This window comes from Candidatus Pelagibacter sp. Uisw_094 (assembly GCF_047729535.1).
GTDB lineage: Bacteria > Pseudomonadota > Alphaproteobacteria > Pelagibacterales > Pelagibacteraceae > Pelagibacter.
Map to the genome: position 1 here is coordinate 1,054,601 of NZ_CP159823.1, position 26,122 is coordinate 1,080,722.

At 29.7% G+C, this 26,122-nt stretch carries 28 protein-coding genes, 1 tRNA gene and 1 pseudogene; 19 read left to right on the forward strand and 11 right to left on the reverse strand.

Features of this window, described 5'->3' with window-relative positions:
- Positions 1 to 2: 2 nt before the first annotated feature.
- Together ABXT72_RS05770 and ABXT72_RS05775 are read right to left on the reverse strand one after the other, a co-directional pair.
- Positions 3 to 656, reverse strand: a complete 654-nt coding sequence (locus ABXT72_RS05770) for an NAD(P)H-binding protein (protein WP_415278008.1) — start codon at positions 654 to 656, stop codon at positions 3 to 5.
- Positions 656 to 1,105 carry a YtoQ family protein gene (locus ABXT72_RS05775; protein WP_415278009.1) on the reverse strand — a complete coding sequence of 150 codons (450 nt, stop codon included), beginning with the start codon at positions 1,103 to 1,105 and terminating at the stop codon, positions 656 to 658. Before ABXT72_RS05775 ends, ABXT72_RS05770 begins: the two co-directional genes overlap by 1 nt.
- A 103-nt stretch (positions 1,106 to 1,208) precedes the next feature.
- Between ABXT72_RS05775 and ABXT72_RS05780 the strand changes: the two genes are divergently transcribed.
- Positions 1,209 to 2,978 (forward strand): ABCB family ABC transporter ATP-binding protein/permease, encoded by a 1,770-nt coding sequence (locus tag ABXT72_RS05780; protein WP_415278010.1) that lies wholly within the window; start codon positions 1,209 to 1,211, stop codon positions 2,976 to 2,978.
- On the opposite strand, the gene ABXT72_RS05785 is transcribed toward ABXT72_RS05780, so the two are convergent.
- Positions 2,971 to 4,170, reverse strand: a complete 1,200-nt coding sequence (locus ABXT72_RS05785; RefSeq protein ID WP_415278011.1) for a pyridoxal phosphate-dependent aminotransferase — start codon at positions 4,168 to 4,170, stop codon at positions 2,971 to 2,973. The genes ABXT72_RS05780 and ABXT72_RS05785 overlap by 8 nt on opposite strands.
- 35 nt (positions 4,171 to 4,205) lie before the next feature.
- On the opposite strand from ABXT72_RS05785, the gene uvrB reads away from it, so the two are divergent.
- Genes uvrB through pgsA form a run of 5 tightly spaced genes read left to right on the forward strand, consistent with a single transcriptional unit; the run spans position 4,206 to position 9,942 of the window.
- A complete protein-coding gene (gene uvrB / locus ABXT72_RS05790; RefSeq protein WP_415278012.1) occupies positions 4,206 to 6,377 on the forward strand; it encodes an excinuclease ABC subunit UvrB in 2,172 nt (723 codons plus the stop codon).
- On the forward strand, positions 6,359 to 7,111 hold the full coding sequence (locus ABXT72_RS05795) for an SDR family oxidoreductase (protein WP_415278013.1): 753 nt from the start codon (positions 6,359 to 6,361) through the stop codon (positions 7,109 to 7,111). Before uvrB ends, ABXT72_RS05795 begins: the two co-directional genes overlap by 19 nt.
- Entirely contained in the window at positions 7,108 to 7,533 is a 426-nt protein-coding gene (locus tag ABXT72_RS05800; RefSeq protein ID WP_271492313.1) for a dihydroneopterin aldolase, read from the forward strand. The genes ABXT72_RS05795 and ABXT72_RS05800 overlap by 4 nt, the downstream gene beginning before the upstream one ends.
- Positions 7,520 to 9,355, forward strand: a complete 1,836-nt coding sequence (gene uvrC / locus ABXT72_RS05805; RefSeq protein WP_415278014.1) for an excinuclease ABC subunit UvrC — start codon at positions 7,520 to 7,522, stop codon at positions 9,353 to 9,355. The genes ABXT72_RS05800 and uvrC overlap by 14 nt, the downstream gene beginning before the upstream one ends.
- Positions 9,356 to 9,357: 2 nt before the next feature.
- Positions 9,358 to 9,942 carry a CDP-diacylglycerol--glycerol-3-phosphate 3-phosphatidyltransferase gene (gene pgsA / locus ABXT72_RS05810; RefSeq protein ID WP_415278015.1) on the forward strand — a complete coding sequence of 195 codons (585 nt, stop codon included), beginning with the start codon at positions 9,358 to 9,360 and terminating at the stop codon, positions 9,940 to 9,942.
- A gap of 5 nt (positions 9,943 to 9,947) precedes the next feature.
- Here pgsA and ABXT72_RS05815 read toward each other — a convergent pair whose 3' ends face one another.
- On the reverse strand, positions 9,948 to 10,820 hold the full coding sequence (locus ABXT72_RS05815; protein WP_415278016.1) for a branched-chain amino acid aminotransferase: 873 nt from the start codon (positions 10,818 to 10,820) through the stop codon (positions 9,948 to 9,950).
- A 71-nt stretch (positions 10,821 to 10,891) separates the two neighbouring features.
- On the opposite strand from ABXT72_RS05815, the gene ABXT72_RS05820 reads away from it, so the two are divergent.
- From ABXT72_RS05820 to ABXT72_RS05830, 3 genes are read left to right on the forward strand one after another with little or no spacing between them, the layout of a single operon-like run.
- Positions 10,892 to 11,329, forward strand: coding sequence for a MarR family winged helix-turn-helix transcriptional regulator (locus ABXT72_RS05820; RefSeq protein WP_415278017.1), 438 nt, complete (start codon positions 10,892 to 10,894; stop codon positions 11,327 to 11,329).
- Positions 11,322 to 11,999 (forward strand): response regulator, encoded by a 678-nt coding sequence (locus tag ABXT72_RS05825; RefSeq protein WP_415278018.1) that lies wholly within the window; start codon positions 11,322 to 11,324, stop codon positions 11,997 to 11,999. Before ABXT72_RS05820 ends, ABXT72_RS05825 begins: the two co-directional genes overlap by 8 nt.
- Positions 11,980 to 13,299, forward strand: coding sequence for an ATP-binding protein (locus tag ABXT72_RS05830; RefSeq protein ID WP_415278019.1), 1,320 nt, complete (start codon positions 11,980 to 11,982; stop codon positions 13,297 to 13,299). Before ABXT72_RS05825 ends, ABXT72_RS05830 begins: the two co-directional genes overlap by 20 nt.
- Here the strand turns inward: ABXT72_RS05830 and ABXT72_RS05835 are convergent.
- Positions 13,277 to 13,531: a hypothetical protein gene (locus tag ABXT72_RS05835; protein ID WP_271492296.1), complete on the reverse strand. Its 255-nt coding sequence runs from the start codon at positions 13,529 to 13,531 to the stop codon at positions 13,277 to 13,279. The genes ABXT72_RS05830 and ABXT72_RS05835 overlap by 23 nt on opposite strands.
- A 46-nt stretch (positions 13,532 to 13,577) precedes the next feature.
- Here ABXT72_RS05835 and lgt point away from each other — a divergent pair.
- From lgt to ychF, 7 genes and pseudogenes are all read left to right on the forward strand, one after another.
- Positions 13,578 to 14,343, forward strand: a pseudogene (gene lgt, locus ABXT72_RS05840) (prolipoprotein diacylglyceryl transferase).
- Positions 14,340 to 15,383 carry an SAM-dependent methyltransferase gene (locus ABXT72_RS05845; RefSeq protein WP_415278020.1) on the forward strand — a complete coding sequence of 348 codons (1,044 nt, stop codon included), beginning with the start codon at positions 14,340 to 14,342 and terminating at the stop codon, positions 15,381 to 15,383. The pseudogene lgt and the gene ABXT72_RS05845 overlap by 4 nt, the downstream one beginning before the upstream one ends.
- Positions 15,384 to 15,387: 4 nt before the next feature.
- Entirely contained in the window at positions 15,388 to 16,146 is a 759-nt protein-coding gene (gene pgeF, locus ABXT72_RS05850) for a peptidoglycan editing factor PgeF (protein WP_415279169.1), read from the forward strand.
- Between the two features lie 9 nt (positions 16,147 to 16,155).
- Positions 16,156 to 17,088, forward strand: a complete 933-nt coding sequence (locus tag ABXT72_RS05855; RefSeq protein WP_415278021.1) for a ribose-phosphate pyrophosphokinase — start codon at positions 16,156 to 16,158, stop codon at positions 17,086 to 17,088.
- 44 nt (positions 17,089 to 17,132) lie between these two features.
- Positions 17,133 to 17,822, forward strand: coding sequence for a 50S ribosomal protein L25/general stress protein Ctc (locus ABXT72_RS05860; RefSeq protein ID WP_415278022.1), 690 nt, complete (start codon positions 17,133 to 17,135; stop codon positions 17,820 to 17,822).
- Between the two features lie 45 nt (positions 17,823 to 17,867).
- Complete coding sequence (gene pth / locus ABXT72_RS05865; protein ID WP_415278023.1) at positions 17,868 to 18,428, forward strand: aminoacyl-tRNA hydrolase; 561 nt, start codon at positions 17,868 to 17,870, stop codon at positions 18,426 to 18,428.
- Complete coding sequence (gene ychF / locus ABXT72_RS05870; protein ID WP_415278024.1) at positions 18,428 to 19,501, forward strand: redox-regulated ATPase YchF; 1,074 nt, start codon at positions 18,428 to 18,430, stop codon at positions 19,499 to 19,501. The genes pth and ychF overlap by 1 nt, the downstream gene beginning before the upstream one ends.
- On the opposite strand, the gene ABXT72_RS05875 is transcribed toward ychF, so the two are convergent.
- Genes ABXT72_RS05875 through petA form a run of 3 tightly spaced genes read right to left on the reverse strand, consistent with a single transcriptional unit; the run spans position 19,478 to position 22,040 of the window.
- On the reverse strand, positions 19,478 to 20,257 hold the full coding sequence (locus ABXT72_RS05875; RefSeq protein WP_415278025.1) for a cytochrome c1: 780 nt from the start codon (positions 20,255 to 20,257) through the stop codon (positions 19,478 to 19,480). The genes ychF and ABXT72_RS05875 overlap by 24 nt on opposite strands.
- A gap of 4 nt (positions 20,258 to 20,261) precedes the next feature.
- Complete coding sequence (locus tag ABXT72_RS05880; RefSeq protein ID WP_415278026.1) at positions 20,262 to 21,521, reverse strand: cytochrome b; 1,260 nt, start codon at positions 21,519 to 21,521, stop codon at positions 20,262 to 20,264.
- A gap of 9 nt (positions 21,522 to 21,530) precedes the next feature.
- Positions 21,531 to 22,040: a ubiquinol-cytochrome c reductase iron-sulfur subunit gene (gene petA / locus ABXT72_RS05885; RefSeq protein WP_271492267.1), complete on the reverse strand. Its 510-nt coding sequence runs from the start codon at positions 22,038 to 22,040 to the stop codon at positions 21,531 to 21,533.
- Between the two features lie 86 nt (positions 22,041 to 22,126).
- Here petA and ABXT72_RS05890 point away from each other — a divergent pair, with 86 nt between their 5' ends.
- From ABXT72_RS05890 to greA, 3 genes are read left to right on the forward strand one after another with little or no spacing between them, the layout of a single operon-like run.
- Positions 22,127 to 22,588 carry a tRNA (cytidine(34)-2'-O)-methyltransferase gene (locus ABXT72_RS05890; RefSeq protein WP_415278027.1) on the forward strand — a complete coding sequence of 154 codons (462 nt, stop codon included), beginning with the start codon at positions 22,127 to 22,129 and terminating at the stop codon, positions 22,586 to 22,588.
- Positions 22,588 to 23,415, forward strand: coding sequence for an oxygen-dependent coproporphyrinogen oxidase (hemF, locus tag ABXT72_RS05895; protein WP_415278028.1), 828 nt, complete (start codon positions 22,588 to 22,590; stop codon positions 23,413 to 23,415). The genes ABXT72_RS05890 and hemF overlap by 1 nt, the downstream gene beginning before the upstream one ends.
- Position 23,416: 1 nt before the next feature.
- Positions 23,417 to 23,893: a transcription elongation factor GreA gene (gene greA, locus ABXT72_RS05900; protein ID WP_271492258.1), complete on the forward strand. Its 477-nt coding sequence runs from the start codon at positions 23,417 to 23,419 to the stop codon at positions 23,891 to 23,893.
- Here greA and ABXT72_RS05905 read toward each other — a convergent pair.
- From ABXT72_RS05905 to ABXT72_RS05915, 3 genes are all read right to left on the reverse strand, one after another.
- Positions 23,890 to 25,164 (reverse strand): CCA tRNA nucleotidyltransferase, encoded by a 1,275-nt coding sequence (locus ABXT72_RS05905; protein WP_415278029.1) that lies wholly within the window; start codon positions 25,162 to 25,164, stop codon positions 23,890 to 23,892. The genes greA and ABXT72_RS05905 overlap by 4 nt on opposite strands.
- A 3-nt stretch (positions 25,165 to 25,167) precedes the next feature.
- Positions 25,168 to 25,241: transfer RNA gene (locus ABXT72_RS05910), tRNA-Gln, on the reverse strand.
- 32 nt (positions 25,242 to 25,273) lie between these two features.
- Positions 25,274 to 26,119, reverse strand: a complete 846-nt coding sequence (locus ABXT72_RS05915) for a 4-(cytidine 5'-diphospho)-2-C-methyl-D-erythritol kinase (protein WP_415278030.1) — start codon at positions 26,117 to 26,119, stop codon at positions 25,274 to 25,276.
- Between the last annotated feature and the right edge of the window lie 3 nt (positions 26,120 to 26,122).

The following is a 26,122-nucleotide window of genomic DNA, read 5'->3' on the forward strand; positions in this document are numbered from 1 at the left end:
TACTAACTACTTATTTCTGATATCTCGTTAGACTCAAAAATAGTTTGTTGAATGTCATTTTGAATAACAGCTATCATTGCTCTTGCAACTGTCTCGGAATGAATAGGTTTCATTTTCTTTAAAGGACCTAAAAGTAATGGAGAAAGTAACTTAAAAACAAAGATACCTATTGTTTCACTTGCTCTCTTTTCTTTTCTATTTCCTATTAAAAAAGATGGTCTCATTATTCCAAGTTTTGGAAAATTAAGTTCTTTTAACTCTTCTTCAACTAATCCTTTAAATCTTACATAGTCTCCTGAACTCTTGGGGTTTGCATATAATGCAGAGACAAAAATAAATGAGTTAACCAAATTTGATTTTGCAATTTTTGCAACTTCTTTAGGAATATCAAGTTCAACTCTTTTATATTCATCTTTATCAGGTGAATTTTTTTTTGTTGTACCAATACAAACGAAACAGTCATCTCCTTTGATATCTTCATTGTGATTTTGTAAATTACTAAAATCAGTCTTAATAATCTCTACTTTTGGATCGTTAATTTCAGGAACTGAACGAACAAATAATTTTATTTTAGAGTAATTAATATTTTTAATTAATTGATTAAGAAGATGCCCTCCAACTAAGCCGGATGAGCCAAATAACAAAGCTGTTTTCATTACTTTAAGGAACCTTCCAATATATATTTCAATATACGAAAAGCTTGTTTTTGATCTGAAGCAACAGCAGCAGCAGAGCCATCCACTTCTTTAAGAGCATGTTGATGATCGTCATTATGAATAACAATCATAGATTTGTTAAGTGCAGTGGCATAACCCGCATCAAAGGCTGCATTCCATTGCTTAAATTTTTCACCAAACTTAACAATAATTACATCACAATCTTGAATAGATTTTTTGGTTCTAATGGAATTAATATTAGCGCCTTTTCTATCTTTCCAAAAATTTTTTTCTTCTGCTCCTAGAATTTCTACACCACAATTGTCAGATGCCTCATGATCGGTGACGGGAGATGTAAATTGAACATCTAATTTCTCTTTTTCACAAAGTTGAATAATTTCTTCTCTCCAATTACTGTGAATTTCGCCTGCCAAATATACACTTAACATTTATATTTCCTTATTGTTTATTTAGTTAAAATATCTTTTTTTAATTCATTATAAGGTCTAATTTGCTTGTAACAAATTATTACTAATCAGTTATATCTAGATTGTGAAAAAGGGTAAATACATTAAAACTTTTAAACTGTTGCTTCCTTATTTGTGGCCTAAAAAAAGAAAAGATTTAAGGATACGAGTTAGTTTTGCGGTTGTTGCTTTAGTTTTAGCAAAAATAGCAAGCGTTAGCACTCCTTTAGTATTAGGTAGCGCGGTAAACTCTCTGACAGAATTAAGTTCAGGCATTAATTTATTTATGCTGGTACCAATAGCTTTAGTAGTTGGCTATGGTGTAACTAGAGTAATTGCTTTCACATTTGTTGAAATTAGAGACGCCTTATTTTCAAAAGTTTCCCAGCATTCTATTAGACAAATATCTTTGACAATGTTCCAACATCTTCACAATCTATCCTTACAATTTCATTTAAATAGACAAACAGGTGCACTAGCAAAATATATAGACAGAGGAACTAAAGGAATAGATTTTCTTCTAAGATATGTCTTGTTTAATATTGCTCCTACTTTCTTTGAAGTGTTCTTGGTTTCTGGGATTTTATTTTATCTATATGGCCCATGGTATGCTGTTGTAACACTTGTAACCATTGGCCTTTATTCTTTCTTAACTTTTAAGATTACTGAATGGAGAAATGTATTTAGAAAAAGAATGAACCAAGCTGATAACGATGTCAGCACTAAGATGATTGATAGTTTATTGAACTTTGAGACAGTTAAATATTTTAACAATGAAGCCTTTGAAGCTAATAGACTTGATCAATCATTAGAAGAATATGAGTTAGCAGCAAATCAAAGTAGACATTCTCTTTCACTGTTAAACATAGCCCAAACATTTATCATAATGGTGGGTATTACTATTATGTTGGTGATGTCAGTTTATGGGATCAAAAGTGGGGAGATTAATATTGGTGGGTTTGTTGTAATTAATGCCTACATGCTCCAATTATATCAGCCATTGAATTGGTTAGGTTCTGTTTATAGAGAAATTAGGCAAGCACTAACTGATATGGAAAACATGTTTAGCTTATTAGAAGTTGCCCCAACAACAAATGATGATCTTGAGGATATACCTCAAAGTAACGATGCAGAAATTAGATTTGAAAATATTAGTTTTGATTACGATATAAGAAGAACTATCATTAAAAATATTTCATTTACTGTTCCTAATGGAAAAAAAGTAGCCATCGTAGGACCAACTGGTGCTGGTAAATCAACAATAAGTAGACTGTTATTCAAGTTTTATGATCCAAAAGAGGGAAATATTTTTATCAACAATACAAATGTAAATAAGATTTCTCAAAACTCTTTAAGAAAAATTATTGGTGTAGTTCCACAAGACACTGTCTTATTTAATGACACAATTTATTATAATATAGCTTACGGTAATACTGGTGCTACTAAAGAGGAAGTTATTAGTGCAGCAAAAAATGCAGATATACATGATTTTATAACAATTTTACCAGATGGTTATGAAACAATTGTAGGAGAGAGAGGGTTAAAATTATCTGGCGGAGAGAAACAGAGGGTTGCTATTGCAAGAACTATTCTAAAAAATCCTAAAATATTTTTCTTTGATGAAGCAACATCTGCATTAGATACTAGTACAGAAAAAGAAATTCAAAAAAATCTAGAAAATGTCTCTAAAGGTAAAACAACTTTAATAATTGCTCATCGACTATCTACAGCTGCAAATGCTGATAATATTATTGTTCTTGACCAGGGTACTATTATTGAACAAGGCACGCATGAGAGTTTATTACTAGAAAAAGGTAAATATTTTGAGATGTGGGGAAAGCAAAAACCTAGTTAAGACTTTTACAAAAAGAAGATATTTTTTCTAAAGCTTTTTTAAGATTTTCCATAGAAGTTGCATATGAAATTCTAAAGAAACCCTCTAAACCAAATGCAGAACCTTGAACAACTGCAACACCACTATTTTCTAATAAAGACTGAACAAAATCAGTATCTGTCTTAAGTTCTTTTCCGTTTGTATCTTTTTTTCCAATTAACCCTTTGCAGCTTGGAAAAACATAAAATGCTCCATCGGGATTTAAACATTCAATTCCATCTATTTCATTTAATGCTTTAACGACAAAATTTCTTCTTTCTTGGAATGAAGTTGCTCTCTCTTTAATAAAATCTTGAGTTCCATTTAATGCTTCAACAGCTGCAGCTTGACTAATTGAAGATGGATTTGTTGTTGATTGCGATTGTATTTTAGCAATTGCTTTAATAATTTCTTTAGGACCAGCTGCATACCCTATTCTCCAGCCAGTCATTGAGTAAGCTTTACTCACACCGTTCATTGTAAGAACTCTTTCTTTCAAGCTATCAATTTGTGCAATAGTAAAAAATTTAAAACCTTTGTATGTTACGTGCTCATAAATATCATCACTTAAAATATGTACGTGAGGATGTTTTGCTAAAACATCTGCAATTTCTTTAATATCACTTTCAGTATAACAAGCACCCGTTGGATTTGATGGTGAATTTAATATTATCCACTTTGTTTTTTGTGTTATAAATTTTTCTAATTCAGCTGGATTAATTTTAAATCCTTGTTTTTCATTACACTCTAAAATAATTGGAGTTCCACCAGCTAATAAAACCATATCAGGATAAGAAACCCAATAAGGCGCGGGTACAATAACCTCATCCCCTTCATTTAGGGTTGCCATCATGGCATTATAAATTACATGTTTTCCACCAGCACCAACTGTAATTTGATCAGTTGTGTAGTCTAAATTGTTTTCTCTTTTAAATTTTTTAACAATGGCATCTTTTAAGGCAGCAGTTCCATCAACGGCTGTATATTTGGTATCACCGTCATTAATGGCTTTTATAGCCGCTTGTTTGATATTATCTGGTGTATCAAAGTCAGGCTCTCCTGCTCCTAAACCTATAACGTCTTTTCCAGCAGCTTTTAACTCTCTTGCCTTTTGAGTTACAGCAATAGTTGGCGATGGTTTAATCTTTTTTAGACTGTCTGATATAATGCTCATTGAAATATATTTTTATTCTAATAGTTTTATAGATAATGCAAAATACTTATCAAGATTTAATTACAGATATACAGAGTAAAAATCCTGAAATTCACCAGAAATTAGAAGGTGGAAAAAAATTTAAACTTGTTACAGATTTTAAACCTGCCGGTGATCAGCCAGAAGCAATAAAACAACTAGTTAAGGGTGCAAATAAAGAAGAGTTAAACCAAGTTTTGCTTGGTGTAACAGGTTCTGGAAAAACTTTTACAATGGCCCAAGTAATTGAAAAAACTAATAGACCAGCTCTAATACTTGCTCCCAACAAAACACTAGCTGCACAGCTTTATGGAGAGATGAAATCTTTTTTTCCAGACAATGCCGTTGAATATTTTGTATCTTATTATGATTACTATACACCTGAAGCCTATGTACCAAGGTCTGACACTTATATTGAAAAAGAAGCATCTATTAATGAGCAAATTGATCGTATGCGTCACTCAGCTACTAGATCACTATTAGAGAGAGATGATGTAATTATTGTTGCAAGTGTTTCTTGTATCTATGGTCTGGGTTCTGTTGAGGCGTACAGCAAGATGACGTTGAGTTTAAAGAAAGATTATGAATACAGCAGAGAGCAACTAATAAAAACTTTAGTAAATTTACAATACAAAAGAAATGATCAGAGTTTTTATAGAGGAACTTTCAGAGCTCGAGGAGAATATCTTGAAATATTTCCCTCACACTTTGAAGATAGAGCATGGAGATTAAGTTTATTTGGTGATAAATTAGAAAAAATAGAAGAATTTGATCCCTTAACAGGAGATCTAATACAAGATTTAGATGTAATAAAAGTTTATGCAAATAGCCACTACATCACTCCTAAACCAACTATAGAGCAAGCAATCATTAAAATTAAAAGAGAATTAGAAGTAACTTTAAAAAAATTTAAAGAACAAAATAAATTACTTGAAGCACAAAGATTAGAAGAAAGAGTTAAGTTTGATTTAGAAATGATAGAAGCAACAGGGTCTTGTGCTGGTATTGAAAACTATTCTCGTTTTTTATCTGGAAGAAAACCAGGAGAACCACCTCCCACTTTATTTGAATACTTTCCCGACAATACTCTTATTTTTGTGGATGAATGCCACGTAACAGTTCCTCAATTAAATGGTATGTACAAAGGAGACAGATCTAGAAAAAGTAATCTTGCTGAATATGGTTTTAGATTACCTTCTTGCATGGACAATAGACCACTTAAATTTGAAGAATGGGATGCAATGAGAACCCAAACAGTTTTTGTATCAGCAACACCAGGCCCTTGGGAATTAGAACAAGTTAAAGGTAAATTTGTTGAACAAATAATAAGGCCTACGGGTCTAATTGATCCACCTGTTGAGATAAAACCTGCCAAAAATCAAGTTGATGACTTGATGCATGAGTGCAAAAAAACAATAGATAAAAATTTTAGAGTTTTGGTTACTACATTGACTAAGAAAATGGCTGAGGATTTAACGGAATATTTTCATGAAAATGGTATTAGGGTTAGATATTTACACTCAGATATTGATACACTAGAGCGAATAGAAATCATGAGGGATTTAAGGCTTGGTGTTTTTGATGTCTTAGTGGGAATTAACCTTTTAAGAGAAGGACTAGATATTCCAGAGTGTGCATTAGTTGGAATTTTAGATGCTGATAAAGAAGGATTTTTAAGGTCTGAAACTTCTTTAGTTCAAACTATTGGAAGGGCTGCAAGAAACTTAGAAGGAAGAGTTATTCTTTATGCAGATAAAGAAACTAAAAGTATAAAAAAAGCAATTCAAGAAACGGATAGAAGAAGAGCAATTCAAGTTGCCTATAATAAAAAGCATAATATTGATGCTGTTTCTATTAAGAAAGAAATCAGCGATGTGTTGCAGAACGTTTATGATAAGGATTATTTAAAAGTAGGTACTGGAGACAATATTGGTGGAAATTTAAAGAAACACTTAAAGATGCTCAACAAAAGAATGAAGGATGCAGCCACAAATCTTGAATTTGAAGAAGCTGGTAAAATTAGAGATGAAATAAGAAATTTAGAAGCATCAGAGTTAGAAATTGTTTTAAACCCAAAAATAAAACACTATAACCAAGAAAATAGAACATATCCAAAAGGTAGATCAACAATGGGCTTACCTGGTACAAGAGCACAAAAAGGTAAGAAAAAATGGAAGCAAACAAAATAATTATCACTGGAGCCGCAACAAGAATGGGTGCTGCTATTGCAAAGAAACTCTCAGGTCCAGGAGTTGAAATGGTTATTCATTACAATAAGTCTAAATCTGAAGCTGAAAAATTACAAAAAGAATTGTCAAAAAATAAAACAAAAGTTTACTTGGTAAAAGGTGACCTTGCAAAAGAACAAGATTTAAAAAAAATTATAAAATTTTCAAAGTTAAAATTAAAATACTTTGATTGTTTAGTTAATAATGCTTCGTTATTTGAAAATGACAGTCTTAAAAATTTTTCTTCTAAAAGTTGGAACCAACATATTGATGTAAATTTGAAAGCACCTGCATATCTTACAAAAGAATTTTCAAAAAATGTTAAGGGTAAAAACAACAATATTATAAATATAATAGATCAAAGAGTTTTTAAGTTAACTCCCTTTTTCTTTTCTTACACTTTAAGTAAAACGGGGCTTTACACACTAACAAAAACTAGTGCTATGGAATTAGCTCCAAACATAAGAGTTAATGGAATTGCACCTGGACCAACTATTAAAAATAAAAGACAAACTGACATGCATTTTAAAAAGCAGTACTTAGCAACCCCTTTAAAACAGCAGGTAAATGTAAAAGACATATGTTCTGCTGTTGACTTTTTTATCAAAAACAGTTCAATTACAGGTCAAGTAATAGCAATAGATAGTGGACAAAGTTTAAACTGGCAAACACCAGATGTAATTGGAAAAGAATGAAAAAAAATAATCTAAATATTGTCAAAATAGATAAAAATAAAAGTTTATTTAATTATGAAAAAAAAATTCTTATTAAAGAATTAACTCTAGATTTAAAGCTTGGTTATTATGATTTTGAAAAAGAAAAAACCCAGAAAGTAAAATTTAGTTTAGAGATTGATTATGAAGATAGAAAACCAACAAATGACAAAGATATTAAATCAATTGTTAATTATGGTCAGGTTGTAAAATTAATTACAAAACTTGCAAAAAAGAAGCATTATAATTTTTTAGAAACACTTGCTGAAGATGTTTTTGATGTATTATTTAAAGATAAACGAATTGGAAAAATTATGCTTCAAATTGAAAAATTAGAAATTATAAAAGAATGTGCCTCTGTTGGTATCCAAATTACCAAAAAAAGAAGTCATGAAAAGCTCTGAATTAGGCAAAGACGTAATTAGAAAAGAGCTCCCATTAATTCCTAAAAGTCCTGGGGTTTATCGAATGCTTGATCATAAAGATGTGATTTTGTATGTAGGTAAAGCAAAAAACCTGCCCAATAGATTAAAGAGCTATGTAGCTGAAAAAAATCATATCATCAGAACAGCAAGGATGCTCTCTCAAACTTTTAAGTTAGAGATAACGACTACTGCCAATGAAAGTGAAGCACTTCTTTTAGAGGCTAATTTAATCAAAAAATATAAACCTAAATTCAATATATTGCTTAAAGATGACAAATCTTTTCCCTTTGTTTTCATCAGTAATAAAGACCAATGGGCACAAGTTACAAAACATAGGGGAAAAAAAGATAAAGAAGGATTTTACTTTGGTCCCTTTGCTTCAGCAGGAACTGCAAATTGGACCATTAAGATGCTTCAAAAAATATTTCAAATTCGAGTTTGCGATGATAGCACCTTCAAAAATAGAAAAAGACCCTGCATTCTTTATCAGATAAAAAGATGCTCTGGTCCTTGTGTCGATTATATTGATAAAGAAGATTATAAAAAATCAGTAGATCAAGCAATTCAGTTTGTATCAGGTAAATCAAGGGATATACAAAAAAATCTATCTAAACAAATGGAGGAAGCCAGCGAAAAGCTAGATTTTGAAAGAGCTTCTATTTTTAGAGATAGAATTAAATCCTTAAATATAATTCAATCGTCGCAAAGAATTAATGAAGCCAATCTAGTTGATGCCGATGTAATTGCTGCCTATAAAGAATCTGGTAGAACCTGTATTCAAGTATTTTTTTACAGATCTAAACAAAATTGGGGCAATCAAGCTTATTTTCCAAAACATGATCCTGATCAGGACGTATCTGAAATAATGTCCTCCTTCTTGATGCAATTTTACGAAAATAAGAATGTTCCAAAATTAATTATTATTAATACAGAAATTGAGGACAGGAAATTAATTGAAGAAACTTTAAGCAAAAAAGAAGGTAGCACAATTTCTATTAATATAGCAAAAAAAGGAACTAAAGCTAAAGTGATTGCTATGGCAGAAAAAAATGCCAAAGAGTCACTTAATAGAAAAATTTATGAAACAAATAATAATAAAAATTTATTTGAAGGTGTGGCTAAAAAATTTGATCTTAAAAATAGCCTAAACTTAGTTGAGGTTTATGATAATAGCCATATCTCAGGAACCAATAGCGTGGGCGCTATGATTACTTTTGGAAATGAAGGATTTGTTAAAAAAAGATATAGAAAATTTGATATTAAGACAAAGGGTGCTGAACAAGATGATTTTGCAATGTTAAAAGAAGTTCTTACTAGAAGATTTAAAAGAGCGATGTTAGAAAAAGGAAATTATTTAACTCTTCCTGATTTAATTTTAATTGATGGTGGTAAGGGTCAATATTCATCTGCCAAAGAAGTATTAGATGAATTTGGTTTACATGATCTGCCTATGATTGCTATTGCTAAGGGTAAATTAAGAAATAGTGGTGATGAAACTTTTTTCTATAAGGGAAATTCATTTAAATTTGATAAGAATGACCCTACTCTCTTTTTTATGCAGAGACTGCGTGATGAAGCACATAGATTTGCCATCACCTCTCATAGAGCAAAAAGAGCAAAAGGAATTACAAAATCATTATTAGATCAAATTGATGGTATTGGATCAATTAGAAAAAGAGCTCTATTAAACCATTTTGGCTCTGCTAGATCTGTAGAATCTGCTAGTTTTGATGAGATTAAATCAGTTGAAGGTGTTGAGGAAAAAGTTGCAAAAAAGATATATAACTTTTTTCACGAATAATTATGCTTAAAAAAATTCCAAATATTTTAACAATTGGTAGAATAATAATTGTACCCTTTTTTGTTCTAGCATTTTATTTGCCGGGCTTTTATGGTGACCTAACTGCATGCGTATTGTTTGTAATTGCTTCATTTACTGATTTTTTGGATGGAATGTTGGCAAGAATGATGGGCGAAGAGTTTAAGTTAGGTGAATTACTTGATCCTATAGCAGATAAAATTATTGTTGCTACTGCACTTATATTGCTTGTTATGAGTGGTACAATTAAACATTATGAGGTTATTGCTGCAATTATAATACTTACAAGAGAAATACTAATTTCAGGCTTAAGAGAGTTTCTAGCTAGAGGGCAAATTAAATTACCAGTAACTAATTTAGCAAAATTAAAAACTTTTTTACAAATGGTTGCCATAGCTCTTTTACTGACAGGTGAAACTGGTAATAAAATTTTAAATTTTCAAGATTATAATGCTCAAACGATTGGCATTATCCTGCTTTGGCTTTCTGCATTTTTAACTCTGTATACTGGTTATGAGTATTTAAGAAAAGGCATTGACCATGCAATGTCTGAGGATAATAAGAAGTAAATAATCTATTTTTTTCTAACTAAAGCTTGATAACTTTCATTCAAATCAATTATAGTTTCACAAACTTTAAATTGATTATCTGCAATACATGATACTGGTGTTACTTCTGCAGCTGACCCAGTTAAAAAACAACCAACAAAATCTTTTAGTTCTTCTGGTTTAATTTTTCTCTCATTAATTTTAATTTCTTTAGATTTAGCAATCTCAATAACTGTTCTTCTTGTTATTCCGTCTAAAAAACAATCTGGAATTGGAGTGTGTATTTCTCCATTCTTATCTTTAAAAAAAATATTTGCTCCAGTTGCCTCTGCAACATTTCCTTCATAATCCAGCATTAAAGAATCTGTATAACCCTGTTGTTCTGCTTCATGTTTTGACAAGGTGTTGATCATATATAAGCCTGATGCTTTTGTGTCCCACGGTATTGTATTTGGTGCTGGCTTTCTCCAGTTTGAAATATTTAATTTAATCCCATTAACTTTTAATTTTGGATCAAAATAAGAACCCCAATCCCAGGTTGCTACAGCAACATGAATTTTTGTTTGTTGTGCAGAGATTGCCATCATTTCACTACCTCTCCAGGCCATTGGTCTTACATAACCATCTTTTATATTTTGAACTGAAATAATTTTATTACATGCATCATTTATTTCTGTTTCTGAATATGGCATTGTAATTCCCATTCTTTTAGCTGAATAAAAAAGTCTTGTAGTATGCTCTTCTAATTTGAATATTGATCCGTCATAAACTCTTTCTCCTTCAAATACACAGCTAGCATAATGCAATCCATGATTTAAAATATGAATTTTTGCATCAGCCCAATCAACAAGCTCGTTATTATACCAGATTTTACCAGATCTTTTATCGTAGGGTATCATGTATGAAATAATTTAAATTTTTTTCTAAAATTATCTTTGTATCTATAATATGTCAATATAACTTACCCATAATGAAAGAACTTTTATATTTAAAGGACACTCAGTTAAAGCAGTTGATTGAAAAATTATTCACAAGTTATCGTGATTCTTTTTCAGATGCCAAGAAAACATTGGATAAATACTCTATAGGTATAGCTCACCACAAAGTTTTACATCTATTATCAATTTATAGGGGGATTACAATTTCCGATCTATTAAGGAAGTTAAAGGTTACCAAGCAGAGTTTAAATAGAGTTTTAAAGGATTTAATTAAACTTGATGTTGTTTTTTTTGAAAAAGATCAACAAGACACAAGGGTAAAACACATTTTTTTAAATGAAAAAGGAGAAAAAATTTTTAATGAAATATTTTCAACACAAAAAAAAAGAATTTATAACGCTCTTTTAAATTCAAGTCCTGATCAAGTTCTAAACTTTGACAATGTTTTAAAGAAAATAATTAATGAATGATTTTGTAGCCCACATTTTAGTTGTAGATGATGATGAGGGAATTAGATCTCTAATTAAACAATATTTAAATGAAAATAACTTTTTGGTTACTACATCAGATAGTGCAGAAAATGCTGAAGAAAAAATTTCAATAATTAAATTTGATTTAATTGTATTAGATGTAATGATGACAGGCAAAAGTGGCCTTGATTTTATCAAGCAGAATAAATCTAAGATTGATACCCCTATAATTTTATTAACAGCCAAAGGAGAAGCTGAAAATAGAGTTGAAGGCTTAGAAATAGGTGCTGATGATTATTTACCAAAACCTTTTGAGCCAAAAGAACTTACTTTAAGAATAAAAAATATTTTAAATAAAACAAAAAAAAATGATGAAAAAAGAATTATAACCTTTGATAATATTAAAATTGATCTTAACAAACTTTTAATCATTAAAAATGATACTGAATATAAAATAAATAGTACTGAAAAAATTATATTGGAAAAAATGATTAACAATCCTGGCAAAACTTTTTCAAGAGAGGATATTGGTAAATTAACTGATCTAGATAAAGAAAGATCAATAGATGTAATAATTACAAGACTGAGAAAAAAAATAGAAATAGATCCAAAAAATCCAAAATACTTACAAACTTTAAGAGGTGCTGGTTATGTTTTATGGATTGAATAATTTTGTAAAAAATTTACTACCAAAAAGATTATTTTATAGAGCTTTATTAATTGTAGCGGTTCCTATTATTGTTCTTCAATTAATTATAACCATTGTTTTCTTTGATAGTCTTTGGATTAAAACAAATAAAGGTATGACAAGAGCATTGATCGGTGAGATGAAAACATTCATAGCAGCTTATGATAACGGAAAATATAATAATAATGACCTGTCAGGCTTATTCTCAATTTATTTAGATCTTAATGTTGAGTTTAAAAAAGACGATTCATTTAAAAAACCTCAAAAAGAAAGGTGGTTTAGTCCAATAGATAGAACACTGAGAAGAGAACTGAAATCCAAAATAGGTAGTAAAAATTACTGGTTCGATACAACAAGTTACAAAGAACTTATTCATATAAATATTAAACATAATGACGGTTACTTCGAATTTTTTATCCCAAAAGATAGGGTTGCAAGCTCATCTGCTAGAATATTTGCGTTATGGATCACCCTACCTGCCCTACTAATGATAACTATAGCCATACTATTTCTGAAAAATCAAACAAGGCCAATTATAAACCTAGCTAAAGCTGCAGAAAGATTTGGTAGAGGAGAAAATATTGATGAGTACAGACCATCTGGTGCCTTAGAGATCAGACAAGCAGGTTTAGAATTTGATAAAATGAGAAAAAGAATAATGAGACACCTAAATCAAAGGTCTGAAATGTTATCTGGTATAAGTCACGATTTAAGAACACCCTTAACAAGACTAAAACTTCAACTATCTTTTATGAAAGATAAAGATTTATCAATAAAAATGTCTTTAGATATAGATGAAATGGAAAAAATGCTTAATGAATATCTGCAATTTACAAGTTCATCTTATTTAGAAAAAGATGAAACTTTTGATATTTCTGAATTAATCGAAATTACAATAGATAAATATAATAATGATAAAATAACTAAAGAAATAATTCCAAGAGTTTATATGAATGGAAGAAAGAATTTAATACAGAGATCTTTAAATAATTTAATTGATAATTCAATTAAATATGCTGAAAATATAAATTTTCATCTATCAAAAAAAGAAAGTAACATAATAATTACTATTGATGATGATGGAGTTGGTATTCCTAAAGAAGAGTTGGAGAATGTTTTCAAACCATTTTATAAAGTAGACAAAAGTAGAGGGAACTCGAAATCTAGTGTTGGTCTTGGATTATCAATTACATCTGACATAATCAAATCCCATGGAGGAAATATTTTATTAGAAAAATCTCCTTTAAACGGTCTTAGAGTTAAGATTTTTTTACCTTTGTAGATTTTTTATTTGGACTTTTTTTTTCTAATTTGTTGATTTTTTTTTCTAAATTTTCAACTCTTTTAATTAATATATCTGTTTCTTCTTTGCTGGTTAATTTCATTTTAAAAATGATTTCATCTCTTTTAGATCTTAAAACATTTATGATTTCAGAGCTTAAATCTTTATAAGAAATTAGTCCTTGTTCAAATAGTTTTGTTAATTTATCAATTACAAATTTTGATTTTGTCATATATTCATTTATAAAATTAATATACTTTATACGTAGTTTTTTAAAAATGTTTATTAATAATTTTGACCCAGTTGCTTTTCAAATATTTTCATTAGAAATCAGATGGTATTCCTTGGCTTATATTATCGGTATTGCACTTGGTTGGCTGTATTGTAAAAAAAAATTAATCAAAGAACCTCGTATTTTTCAGCTATTTGATGACTTCATAACCTATCTCATTATAGGTATGATTTTTGGAGGTCGGCTTGGATATACTTTATTTTATAATCTAAAATATTATTTAGATAACCCTATTGAAATATTGATGGTTTGGAATGGAGGAATGTCATTTCATGGTGCTTTAATTGGAATTATAATTGCATCAATATTGTTCTCAAAAAAACACAATACAAATTCGTTTATATTTTTAGACTTAGTTGCCCTATCCGCTCCAATTGGAATTTTTTTTGGTAGAATTGCCAATTTTATAAACTCAGAGCTTTATGGAAGAGCCACAGACCTTCCTTGGTCAGTTCAATTTGTTCTAATAGATAATATCAAAAGACACCCCTCTCAATTATATGAGGCTTTTTTTGAAGGAATAATTCTTTTTTTTTGTACTTGGGTATTTTTTTAAAAAAGATTATTTAAAAGTACCTGGAAAAATCTCTGCTTTATTCCTAATCTTTTATTCTCTATTTAGATTTTTTATAGAATATTTTAGATCTCCAGATCCTCAAATCGGTTACTTGGTTTTAAATCTAACATTAGGCCAATTGATAAGTATTCTTTTTTTCATGACTGGGGCTTATCTTTTATTCTTAAAAAAATGAAAATTAAGAATAATGACTCGTTTACTTTAGATAAGTTTATAGAGGAATCTCTTTATAACAAAACATCTGGTTACTATATGAAAAAAAATCCCTTTGGCAAAAAGGGTGATTTTATAACCTCACCTAACATATCAGTATTATTTTCAGAAATGATTGCAATTTGGGTCGTTTCATTTTGGCAAAATCTAGGTTGTCCCAAAGAGTTTAATTTAATTGAGTTGGGTGCTGGTAATGGTGAAATGATGAAAGTTTTAGTTAATACCTTTGATAAGTTTCCAATATTTACAAATTCTTGTCATATTAAGATTTTAGAAAGAAGCAAATTACTCAAGAAAAAACAAAAGACTAATATCAATAAAAAAAATATTCAATGGTTAAATGATTTAGGTGAATTAGATGATTTACCATGTATCTTTTTAGCAAATGAATTTTTTGACGCCTTGCCCATTAAGCAATTCATAAAGAAAGAAAAAAAATGGTTTGAAAGACATGTCAAATTCTTCAATAAAAAATTTGAATATTTTGATGTTCCTTTTGATATGGAAAAATTTGAAAATAAAATCAAATTTAAGATTGCGAAACAGCAGAACTTTATTGAGTATTCACCACAATCAACTGAATACTTAAAAGTTATTAATAATAAGATTAAGCATAATAATGGTGGAATTTTAATAATAGATTATGCGTATATTGATAAAAAAATGAAAAATACTCTACAAGCTGTATCGAAACATAAATATTGTGATGTGTTAGAGGGGTTTGGTGATTCTGATATTACTTATAATTTAAGTTTCAATTTAATAAATAGCATAGTTAAAGAATTAAGCTCACTTACCACAATGAATACTACTCAAGGTGAGTTTTTAACAAAACTTGGTATTCTTGAAAGAGCAGAAATACTGTCCAAGAAAATGTTATTTAGTGAAAAAGCTGATATTTATTTTAGAATAAAAAGGCTTATAGATAAAAATCAAATGGGTGAATTGTTTAAAGTAATGCTAATAACAACACATAAAAATAAATTTAAATTAGGATTTTAAACTGATTAAGTCAAAAAAACTCAGCAGATTTAAAAATGTACAGCACGCTTTCTTTAATAGAAGGGGTGGGAAATCTCTAGGTATTTTTAAGAGTTTAAATTGTGGCCCTGGATCTTCAGATAATAAAAAAGATGTTTTAAAAAACCTTCAAATCGTTCAAAAGAAAATTAAAACTAAGCTTAAAAATATTATCCTACTTAAGCAAATTCACAGTAATAAATTCCATTTTATAGATAAAAATCTAAAACTTAAAAATTATAATTTTGAGGGAGATGCACTAATCACAAATAAAAAGGAATTTCCTATAGCTATATTAACTGCCGATTGCGCTCCAATACTAATTTATGATGAGAAAGAAAAAATGATTGCAGCAATTCATGCTGGCTGGAAAGGTGCTTTTAAAGGGATAATTAAAAAAACCTTAAATTTTATGATAAAAAAAGGCTGCGCCCCTAAAAATATTACTGCTGTTATTGGGCCATGTATTTCAGTAAAAAATTATGAAGTGAAAAAAGATTTTATTAAAAAACTCATCAAAAATGATGGAAAAAATAAAAAATTTTTTAAAAAAATTAAAGATAAAGATTTCTTTAATTTAAAGAAATATGTCCATTCTCAATTAAAAGCCTTAAATATAAAGAAAATTGATGTAATCAATAAGGACACATTTAATCCTAAAAATAATTTTTTTAGTGCTCGAAGATCTATTAGCCGCAATGAGAATGATTATGGTAGAAATATTTCTGTAATTATGATTAATTGATAATATCTCATGAAATTATTAACTGGAAACAGCAATAAACCTCTCAGTAAAAATATTGCAAAATATTTAAAAACTAAGCTTGTGAATTCGAGTATAAAAAAGTTTTCTGATGGAGAAATTTATATAGAAATTAATGAGAATATTAGGGGTAATAGTATCTTTATAATTCAGTCTATTTCATCACCTGCAAATGACAACTTAATGGAATTACTACTTTGCATTGATGCTTTAAAAAGATCTTCGGCAAAAAATATTACTGCTGTCATTCCTTATTTTGGATATGCACGACAAGATCGAAAAGTAGTACCTCGAACTTCTATTTCTGCAAAACTTGTTTCTAATTTAATTACCAAAGCAGGTGCTGATAGAGTCGTTACTGTAGACCTTCATGCTGGACAAATTCAGGGCTTTTTTGACATTCCTGTAGACAACTTATTTGCTACACCAATTTTTGCAAGACATGCTAAAAAAAATATAAAAAGTAAAAATATTATTTGTGTTGCACCAGATGTTGGTGGAACTGAAAGAGCGAGAGCACTTGGTAAAATTTTAGATGTAGAACTTGCTATTGTGGATAAGAGAAGACCCAAACCAGGTCAATCCAAAGTTATGAATGTCATAGGAGATGTTAAGGGGAAAACTTGTATTATAGTTGATGACATAATTGATTCAGGTGGAACTATAGTAAACGCTGCGAAAGCTTTAAAGGATAGAGGTGCTAAAGAAGTTTACGCTTATATTACTCACGGGGTTTTAAGTGGAGAGGCAGTAGATAAAATTAAAAAATCTGTCATTAAAAAATTAGTAGTGACAGACACAATTGATAATCACGATAAAATTAAAAATGTTAAAAATATAGAAGTTTTGCCTATTTCAGCCCTTATGGGTGAGGCAATTAAAAGGATCTCTAACTCAACATCTGTATCTGATTTATTTAAATAATTATCTTGAGTTATTAAGAAACTTGGGCTAAAAGCCATCTTTTTATGAATTCACTTGATGCAAATACTAGAAACACTAAGTCAAAAGGAGATGTTCGTTCTCTTAGATTGGCTGGAGATATCCCTGGCATAATTTATGGGGGACCAGAAGAAAATCAAAAAGTTACTGTATTAAAAAAAACATTAAAATCTTTAATACAAAAAGGAAGCTTCCTATCAAATATAATAACTCTTAATTTAGATGGAAAGCCTCAAAATGTTTTGCCAAGAGAAATTACTTATAATGTAATATCAGATGAGCCAACTCATATTGATTTTCTTAGAGTTGTCCCAGGTGTAAAAATTAGAATAGAAGTACCTGTAGAATTTATTAACCATGAAACTTCACCAGGCTTAAAAAGAGGTGGAGTACTAAACATTGTTAGAAGAGAAATAGAATTAAAATGCCCAAGTGAAAAAATACCATCTGCAATAACTATTGATTTAGATGGAGTGGATATTGGAGAAAGTTTTAAAATATCTTCAGTTAAACTAGAAGAAGGTGTTACACCAACTATTATTGGAAGAGATTTTGTAATTGCAACATTGGCAGCGCCTACAGTTATGAAAGAGCCAGAAAAACCAGCCGAAGCTGAAGAAGCAGCAGCAACAGAAGATGGTAAAGAAGCAGCACCAGCAGCTGAAGGTGATAAAAAAGATGGTGATGAAAAAAAAGCCACTGAAGAAAAAAAATAATCAACTTATTATTGTGAAGACTCCTAGATACGATTTAAAAAAAATATGCTTTTATTTGTAGGCTTAGGAAATCCAACACCCGATAGCGAAAACAACAGACACAATATTGGTTTCAAATTAATTGATGCTCTTAATCAAAAATTTGGTCTGTCTAAACAAAAACCCAAATTTAAAGGATTGTTAACTACGGGTAATATTGAAGATAAAAAAGTATATGCAATAAAACCTTTAACCTTTATGAATAACTCTGGAATTTGTATAAGGGAATTAATTGAATACTTCAAAATTGATGCTGAAGATGTGATTGTCTTCCATGATGACCTTGACCTTGAGTTTGGAAAAATAAAAGCAAAATTTGCTGGATCTAGTGCAGGACATAATGGAATCGAGTCTATTGATAAATTTATTGGTAAAGATTATTCAAGAGTAAGAATAGGAATTGGAAGGCCCAAAACTAAAGCTGATGTTTCAGACCATGTATTAAAAGATTTTGATGAAGATGAAATGATACAGCTAGAAAAAATTACTAAAAATATTATTGATTCAATGGCTATATTAATTGATAAAAAATTAGATTTATTCTCAAGCACTGTAAATAACAAGTAATGAGTTTTAAGTGTGGAATTGTTGGCTTACCTAATGTTGGTAAATCTACATTATTTAATGCACTTACAAATTCTAGCAAAGCACAAGCTGCTAATTTCCCTTTTTGTACGATAGAGCCAAATGTTGGTGTAGTTCCTGTACCAGATGAAAGACTAGATAAATTGGTAGAAATATCAAAATCAAAAAAAAAAATTAATACCACTATTGAGTTTGTGGATATAGCCGGACTAGTAGAGGGCGCCTCTAAAGGTGAAGGCTTAGGAAATAAATTCTTATCCCATATAAGAGAAGTCGATGCAGTCATTCATATGATCAGATGTTTTGACTCTGATGATATTCAAAATGTGAACCCAACTGTTGATCCAATTAGAGATTTAGAAATTATTGAAACAGAAATGATGTTAGCAGACCTTGAATCAATACAAAAAAGATTGGAAAAAAATAATAAGAAAAATGTAGATGAGGAACAATTAAAAATATTAGAAATTGCTTCTGACTGCATAAATAATTCTAAAGATATTCAAATACTTTATGAACAATTTGACAAAAAATTAATAAACCAAAGTGGTTTATTGTCCTTAAAACCTAAAATTTTTGTATGTAATGTTGATGAAGCAAGTGTTCAAAATGGAAATAAATACACACAAGCTTTTATTGATAAATTTGGTGAAAAAAATACCTTAATAGTTTCGGCTGATATTGAGAACCAAATCAATCAATTAGAAAATGAAGAAAAAGAAAATTATATGGAGATGATTGGCTTAAAAAGAACTGGCTTAAATATGTTAATTCAAAAGGGTTATAATATTTTAGAGTTAGACACTTACTTTACATCTGGACCTGAAGAAACTAGAGCCTGGACTATCCAAAAAAATTGTACCGCACCAAAAGCAGCTGGTGAAATACATACTGATTTTGAAAAAGGTTTTATTAGAGCTGAAACAATTGCATACGAAGATTTCATAGCAAATCAAGGTTGGGTAAATTCCAAAACTAATGGAAAAATGAGACTTGAAGGAAAAGATTATATTGTCAAAGATGGTGATATATTAAACTTCAGATTCAATACGTGACCAAATTTTCTTCATACTAAAGTAAACCAGAATAGTTAAAATAATTAAATATAAAATAGCCTTAAAGCCCATTTTATGTCTACTTTCTAAATGTGGTTCTGCTGCCCACATTAAAAATGTTGTTACATCTTTTGCCATTTGTTCTTCTGTAGCTTTTGTACCATCACTATATTCTACTGCATCATCCATTAACGGTTGTGACATCTTAATTCTATTACCATACATATATTTATTATAGTAAACCCCATCATCAAGCGTTACACCACTGGGTGGATCTTCGTAACCTAAAAGTACTGAATAAATATAATCAACTCCACCACTTCGAGCTTTTGCTAATACTGACATATCAGGTGGATAAGCTCCTCCATTTGCTGCTTGAGCTGCCTTAACGTTTTCAAAAGGCATGACAAATTTATCAGATAATTTTGCTGGTCTGACAAACATTTCACCATCATTATTTGGTCCATCTGTAACTTCAAAACTTGCAGCTATAGCTTTTGCTTGCTCTTCAGTAAACTCTGGTCCACCTGGCTCAAATAAGTTTCTATAACTTACGTATTTCATTGAATGGCACGACGCACAAACCTCAGTATAAACTTGATATCCTCTTTGAAGCGAACTTCTGTCAAATTTACCAAAAAGGCCTTTGAAGCTCCAATCTGTTTTTAAAAGATCTACTTTTTCTGCAGCATTAACTGTAGGAGTTCCTACTAATAAAAAAATGATTGAATAACTAATTTTTAAAATATTTTTCACTTAATTAATCTAAACTTTCTTTTTTTTTAACAGCTGATGCCATTGGCATCCCTCCAAGTACTGGTTCTGTAATACTTAAAGGTAGGGGTATAGTTTTTTCTTTAAATCCTAATAACGGTAAGATTATTAAAAAATGAATAAAGTAGTAAGCTGTGGCAACCCTAGCAATCAATAAGTAAAGCCCTTCAGCTGGCATAGCACCCACGTAACCTAGAACTAATACATCCACTACTAGTATCCAATAAAATTGCTTGTAAAGAGGTCTAAATACTGCCGATCTAATTTTTGAAGTATCTAACCAAGGCAGTGCTGCTAAAATTAAAATTGCTGACAGCATCGCAACTACTCCCATTAATTTATCAGGAACTGATCTCAGGATTGCATAAAAAGGTAATAGATACCATTCAGGAACTATATGAGCTGGTGTAACCATTGGGTTTGCTTCTATATAATTGTCCGCATGCCCTAAAATATTTGGTGAATAAAAAACAAAAAATGCAAAAACAATCATAAACATTAATAATGCAAAGGCATCTTTGATCACAATATATGGATGGAATGGCACTGTATCCTTAGAAGGCTTTTTAACATCAATTCCTATTGGATTATTATTTCCAGGAATATGCAGTGCCCAAATATGAAGAACCACTAAGCCTAAGATTAAAAATGGTATCAAATAATGTAACGTGAAAAACCTTGTTAAAGTTGGGTTATCAACAGAATAACCTCCCCACAACCAATTAACTATTCCTTCACCCACTAAAGGTATTGCACTAAAAAGATTTGTAATAACTGTTGCTCCCCAAAAACTCATCTGACCCCATGGTAAAACATATCCCATAAATGCTGCTGCCATCATTAAAAGGTAAATTATAATTCCAATAATCCAAATTATTTCTCTTGGAGATTTATATGATCCATAAAACAAAGATCTAAATATATGAATATAGACTGCTAAGAAAAACATTGAAGCACCGTTTGCATGAATATATCTTATTAACCAACCATAGTTTACATCCCTCATGATATGTTCAACACTTTCAAAAGCCATATCAGCATGAGCAATGTAGTGCATAGCTAGAGTTAAACCTGTAACGATTTGTGTAATTAAACAAAAAGTTAAAATTCCACCAAATGTCCACCAATAATTTAAATTCTTAGGTGTTGGATAATCAGTTAAATGACTAGCAAGTGATAAAAGTGGAAGCCTGTCATTAAACCATTTTCCAAATTTTGAACTGGGAACGTACTCGTGATCACTCATAATTATTTATTATCCAATTTTAATTGTGTTGCTATTAACAAATTCATATTTTGGAACTTCCATGTTTGTTGGAGCAGGACCTTTTCTAATTCTTCCAGATATATCGTAGTGCGAACCATGACAAGGACAAAACCAACCATTGTAGTCTCCTTTATCATTTAAAGGTACGCAGCCTAAGTGAGTACAAACCCCTACCATAACTAACCATTCTGGATCTTTTGCTCTGTCCTCATCTTTTTGAGGGTCTTTTAAATCTTCCATTTTAACAGCTCTTGCTTCAGCTACTTCCTCGGAAGTTCTTCTTTTGATAAAAACTGGTTTTCCTCTCCAAAGTACAGTGATTGTTTTTCCAGGTTGAACTGAACTTATGTCAACTTCTGTGCTGGCCAATGCTTTAACAGAGGCATCTGGGTTCATTTGATCAATTAGTGGCCAAACAACAGCTCCTACCCCAACAGCTCCTACAGCATACGAGGCAGTAAATAAAAATTCTCTTCTTTCAGGTTTTTTTTCAGACATCTTTTATTTTTTGTATATTGTTATCTAATATATGACTTCTTATAAGAAAAAAGTTTTTTTTCCACTGAAACAATGACACATAAAACATGAATTTGAGACCTAAAATAGCCTTATATGAACCTGATATTCCTCAAAATACAGCAGCTATTATTAGAACATGTGCATGTCTGGGTGCTGATTTAGAAATAATTGAACCATGTGGTTTTTTATTCAGCGATAAAAGATTTAAAAGAGTTGTGATGGATTATATGGATGAAAAAATGATAAAATTTTATCAAAGTTCAGATGAGTTTTTTAAATCAAAAAAGAATGAGAGGGTAATATTGTTAACAACTAAATCATCAGACACTTATACTGCTTTCAAATTTGAGCGTAATGATACACTGCTATTTGGAAGAGAAAGCGCTGGTGTACCAGATCATGTTCATAATTCAATTAAGTATAGGTTAAAAATACCCATGATGGACAATAAAAGATCTTTAAATATAGCCTCTTCAGTTGCTATAATTCTTTCAGAAAATTTAAGACAAACTAACTTTAATAAATAATGGATAAAGAAATTAAAAAAAAACTTGCTTCTAATTGGTTTAAGTTGCTGCAGAACACAATTTGTAACGATATTGAAAAACTAGAAGGTAAAAAATTAAAATTTAAATCTAAAACTTGGAATAGAAATGAAATTAAAGATGAAGGTGGTGGAGAGTTTAGAATTTTAAAAGATGGTAAAATTTTTGAAAAAGTTGGTGTAAACTTTTCAGAAGTGCATGGAAAATTTTCAAAAGAGATGGGTAAAAAAATTCCAGGTGCCTCTAAAAATCTAAATTTTTGGGCGTCAGGAATTTCTGTTGTAATGCACATGAAAAACCCTAATGTTCCAGCAATTCACTTTAACACAAGGTTTATCTATACAACTCATGGATGGTTTGGTGGTGGTATGGATGTAACTCCTTGCATTCAAGATCTTAAGGAAAAAAGCTTCCTTCATGACAAATTAAAAAAAATGTGTGATCGACATGATAAAAAATTCTATAAAAAATATAAAAAGTGGTGTGATGAATATTTTTATTTACCACATAGAAAAGAAACAAGAGGAATTGGTGGTATTTTTTTTGATTACAAAAAAAATGATTGGGAGAAAGACTTTAAATTTGTAGCAGATCTTGGAGTTACCTTTCAAATGTTATTTAACTCTATAATACAATTGAAATACAAAAAGAAATGGACTGTAAAACAAAAGGAGATACAGTATATTAAAAGAGGTAGATATGCTGAGTTTAACTTACTATACGATAGAGGAACAAAATTTGGTTTACAAACAGGCGGCAATGTTGAAGGAATATTAATGTCTTTACCACCAATAGCAAAATGGAATTAAAATGGAAAAAGAACCAATAACAACTGCCGGACTTGAAGTTTTAAAAGAAGAGCTAATTTTTTTAAAAGAAAAAAAACGTCCACAGATAGTAGCTGCAATATCTGAAGCAAGATCACATGGAGATTTGAAAGAGAATGCTGAATATCATGCTGCAAAAGAAGAACAATCACATAATGAAGGAAGAATAGTTCAGATCAATGATAATATCGCAAGAGCAAATGTAATTGATGTTACAAAAATGAGTAATAATGGAAAAGTCATCTTTGGCTCAACTGTAGATTTAGAAAATTTAGATACTGAAGAAAAAATTACCTATAAAATAGTTGGAAGAGATGAGGCTGACCTTCAAAAAAAACTAATATTTTTTCAATCACCAATAGGTAGAGGTTTAATTGGGAAAAACAAAAATGATTTAGTTGAAATTAAAACTCCCGCAGGTGTAAAAAACTTTGAAATTAAAGACGTAAAGTACGTTTAATTACTTACTATTTTTCGAACTTCTTTATCTGAAATTTTGAAATCATTACTAGTCCAGACCACTTCTATTGCTTTTAACTTCTGTCCCAGCTCTCTTCCCTCGGGAACTTGATATTTTTCCATCAAAGTACTAGCTTTAAATGGCATGACGGGCATTTCTTTTTTTTTGAAAATTTCAATTAATTTAATTAACTTATTGTCTACTTTTTTGGATTTAAAAATCTTAAAATAAAGAATATCTAATAATGCCTCTCTACCATTAAAATAAAAAACCTTATTCAAATTTTTTTCTGAAAAAGTTTTGCTAGTATTTTTTTCTAAATTAAACTTATTTAAAAATATAAGTCTTTTTTGATCTTTTTTGGATAAATTAAATTTATAAATAAAGTAATCTACATTATCGGTTCCATCAATAACCATTAAAGATAATAAGAAAATAAAGTCCACTTCAAGAAAGTTTTTTTTTGCAAAGCCATTCATTTTATTAAATAGAGAAATGTTTTTTATTTGTGGAAAAATAAGATTTATAATCTCTAAACAATCCTTATCCTTAGTTAGCTTTAGAAAACCATCTGATTTTAATAGTTTTTGAAATTCATCTATTAATCTTTCTGAGGAAATACTTGAAACACCACTTAGGTTTTTTTTAATTGCTTTAATGACTTTTGGGTCATGACTATGTTTAGAATAACTAAGAAAGAATCTAACATATCTTAACACTCTTAAATAATCTTCTTTAATTCTTGTTTCTACATTTCCAATGAAATTAATTTTTCCATTTTCTAAATCTTTCTTTCCATCAAATGGGTCAAATAAACTTCCTTCAATATCAGCATAAATAGAATTGATAGTAAAATCTCTTCTAGAAGCATCATCTTTCCAACTATCAGAAAACTCTACTTTTGCGTGTCGTCCATCTGTATCAACGTCTTTTCTTAATGATGTAATTTCAAACTTTATGTTATTAATTAACGCTGTAATTGTTCCATGTTCTATTCCACTCTCGTAATATTTTATGCCTTTTATAGTAAGAGCCTCACATACCTCTTTTGGATTTAAATTTACTGCTAAATCTATATCGTCATATCTTTCTTTATTGATAATCTTTCTTACACATCCACCAACATAACGGATTTCACTATTGCTAGTGTATAAATGAATTGCTTCAAATATTTTTGAAACCTCTGTTTCTTTTTTAATATTTTTGAAGCCTAAATTTATGTGATTAAGGTTTTGAGATCTAAAAAAAATTTTATCTAATAAGTTATTCATATATGGCTGGCCCACAAGGATTCGAACCTCGGATCTCTGTACCAAAAACAGATGTGATACCACTTCACCATGGGCCAATATTAGTTGCATATATCACAAAAAAAAAAAATTATATAGTTTTTGATTCAATACACCAGTGGCTATTAAATTTTCGTTTATATTGACTGCAGGCTTTTTTGCAGGCCTTTTTGGAATGAAAATAAGCCACTATTGAGGATCCTGATCCAGACATTCTAGCAAATAGAGCATTGGTTAAACCGCTGAGGTAGGATTTAATTATTTTAAGTTCTGGATATTTATTTAAGGCAACCTTTTCAAGATCATTGTCTAAATTTTTTAAATATTTTGCTTCAAATAGTTTCAGTTTAGGGGGGTTGAATTGTGGTTTGGAGAATGAATTAACTTTAGAATAAATATATTTTGTAGAACATCCAAAGTTAGGTTTCACAACTAATATATGAAATTTAATTTTATTTTTATATTTTTTAATATCTCCATTAGATAAAAGAATAGCAAATGATGGCTTTATACCTAAGATAACATCTGATCCTATTTCATTACTTATTTTTCTTATCTCACTTTTTTTTAATTTAATTATTTTTTTTTCAATAAAAAAATTTAATAGACTGGCAGCATTCATGGACCCACCTCCCATTCCTGCTTTTTGGGGTATATTTTTTATAACTTTAATTTCAAATTTTTTATTATTTAAAAGTTTTTTATTATCTAAAATTTTTAACAATTTTGAAATGGTATTAATTTTACTAATATTTTTAGAAAACTTTCCAAAAAAATTGATTTTATGATGTTTTATTTTACTTTCTGTTAGTGTGATTGAATCATGTAAATCAATAAAAGAAATTAAACTTTCAATATTATGAAGCTTTGATTTTTTTCCAGTAACGTTTAGAGCTAAATTTATCTTTGCATAAGATTTTATCTTAAAACTATTCATAAT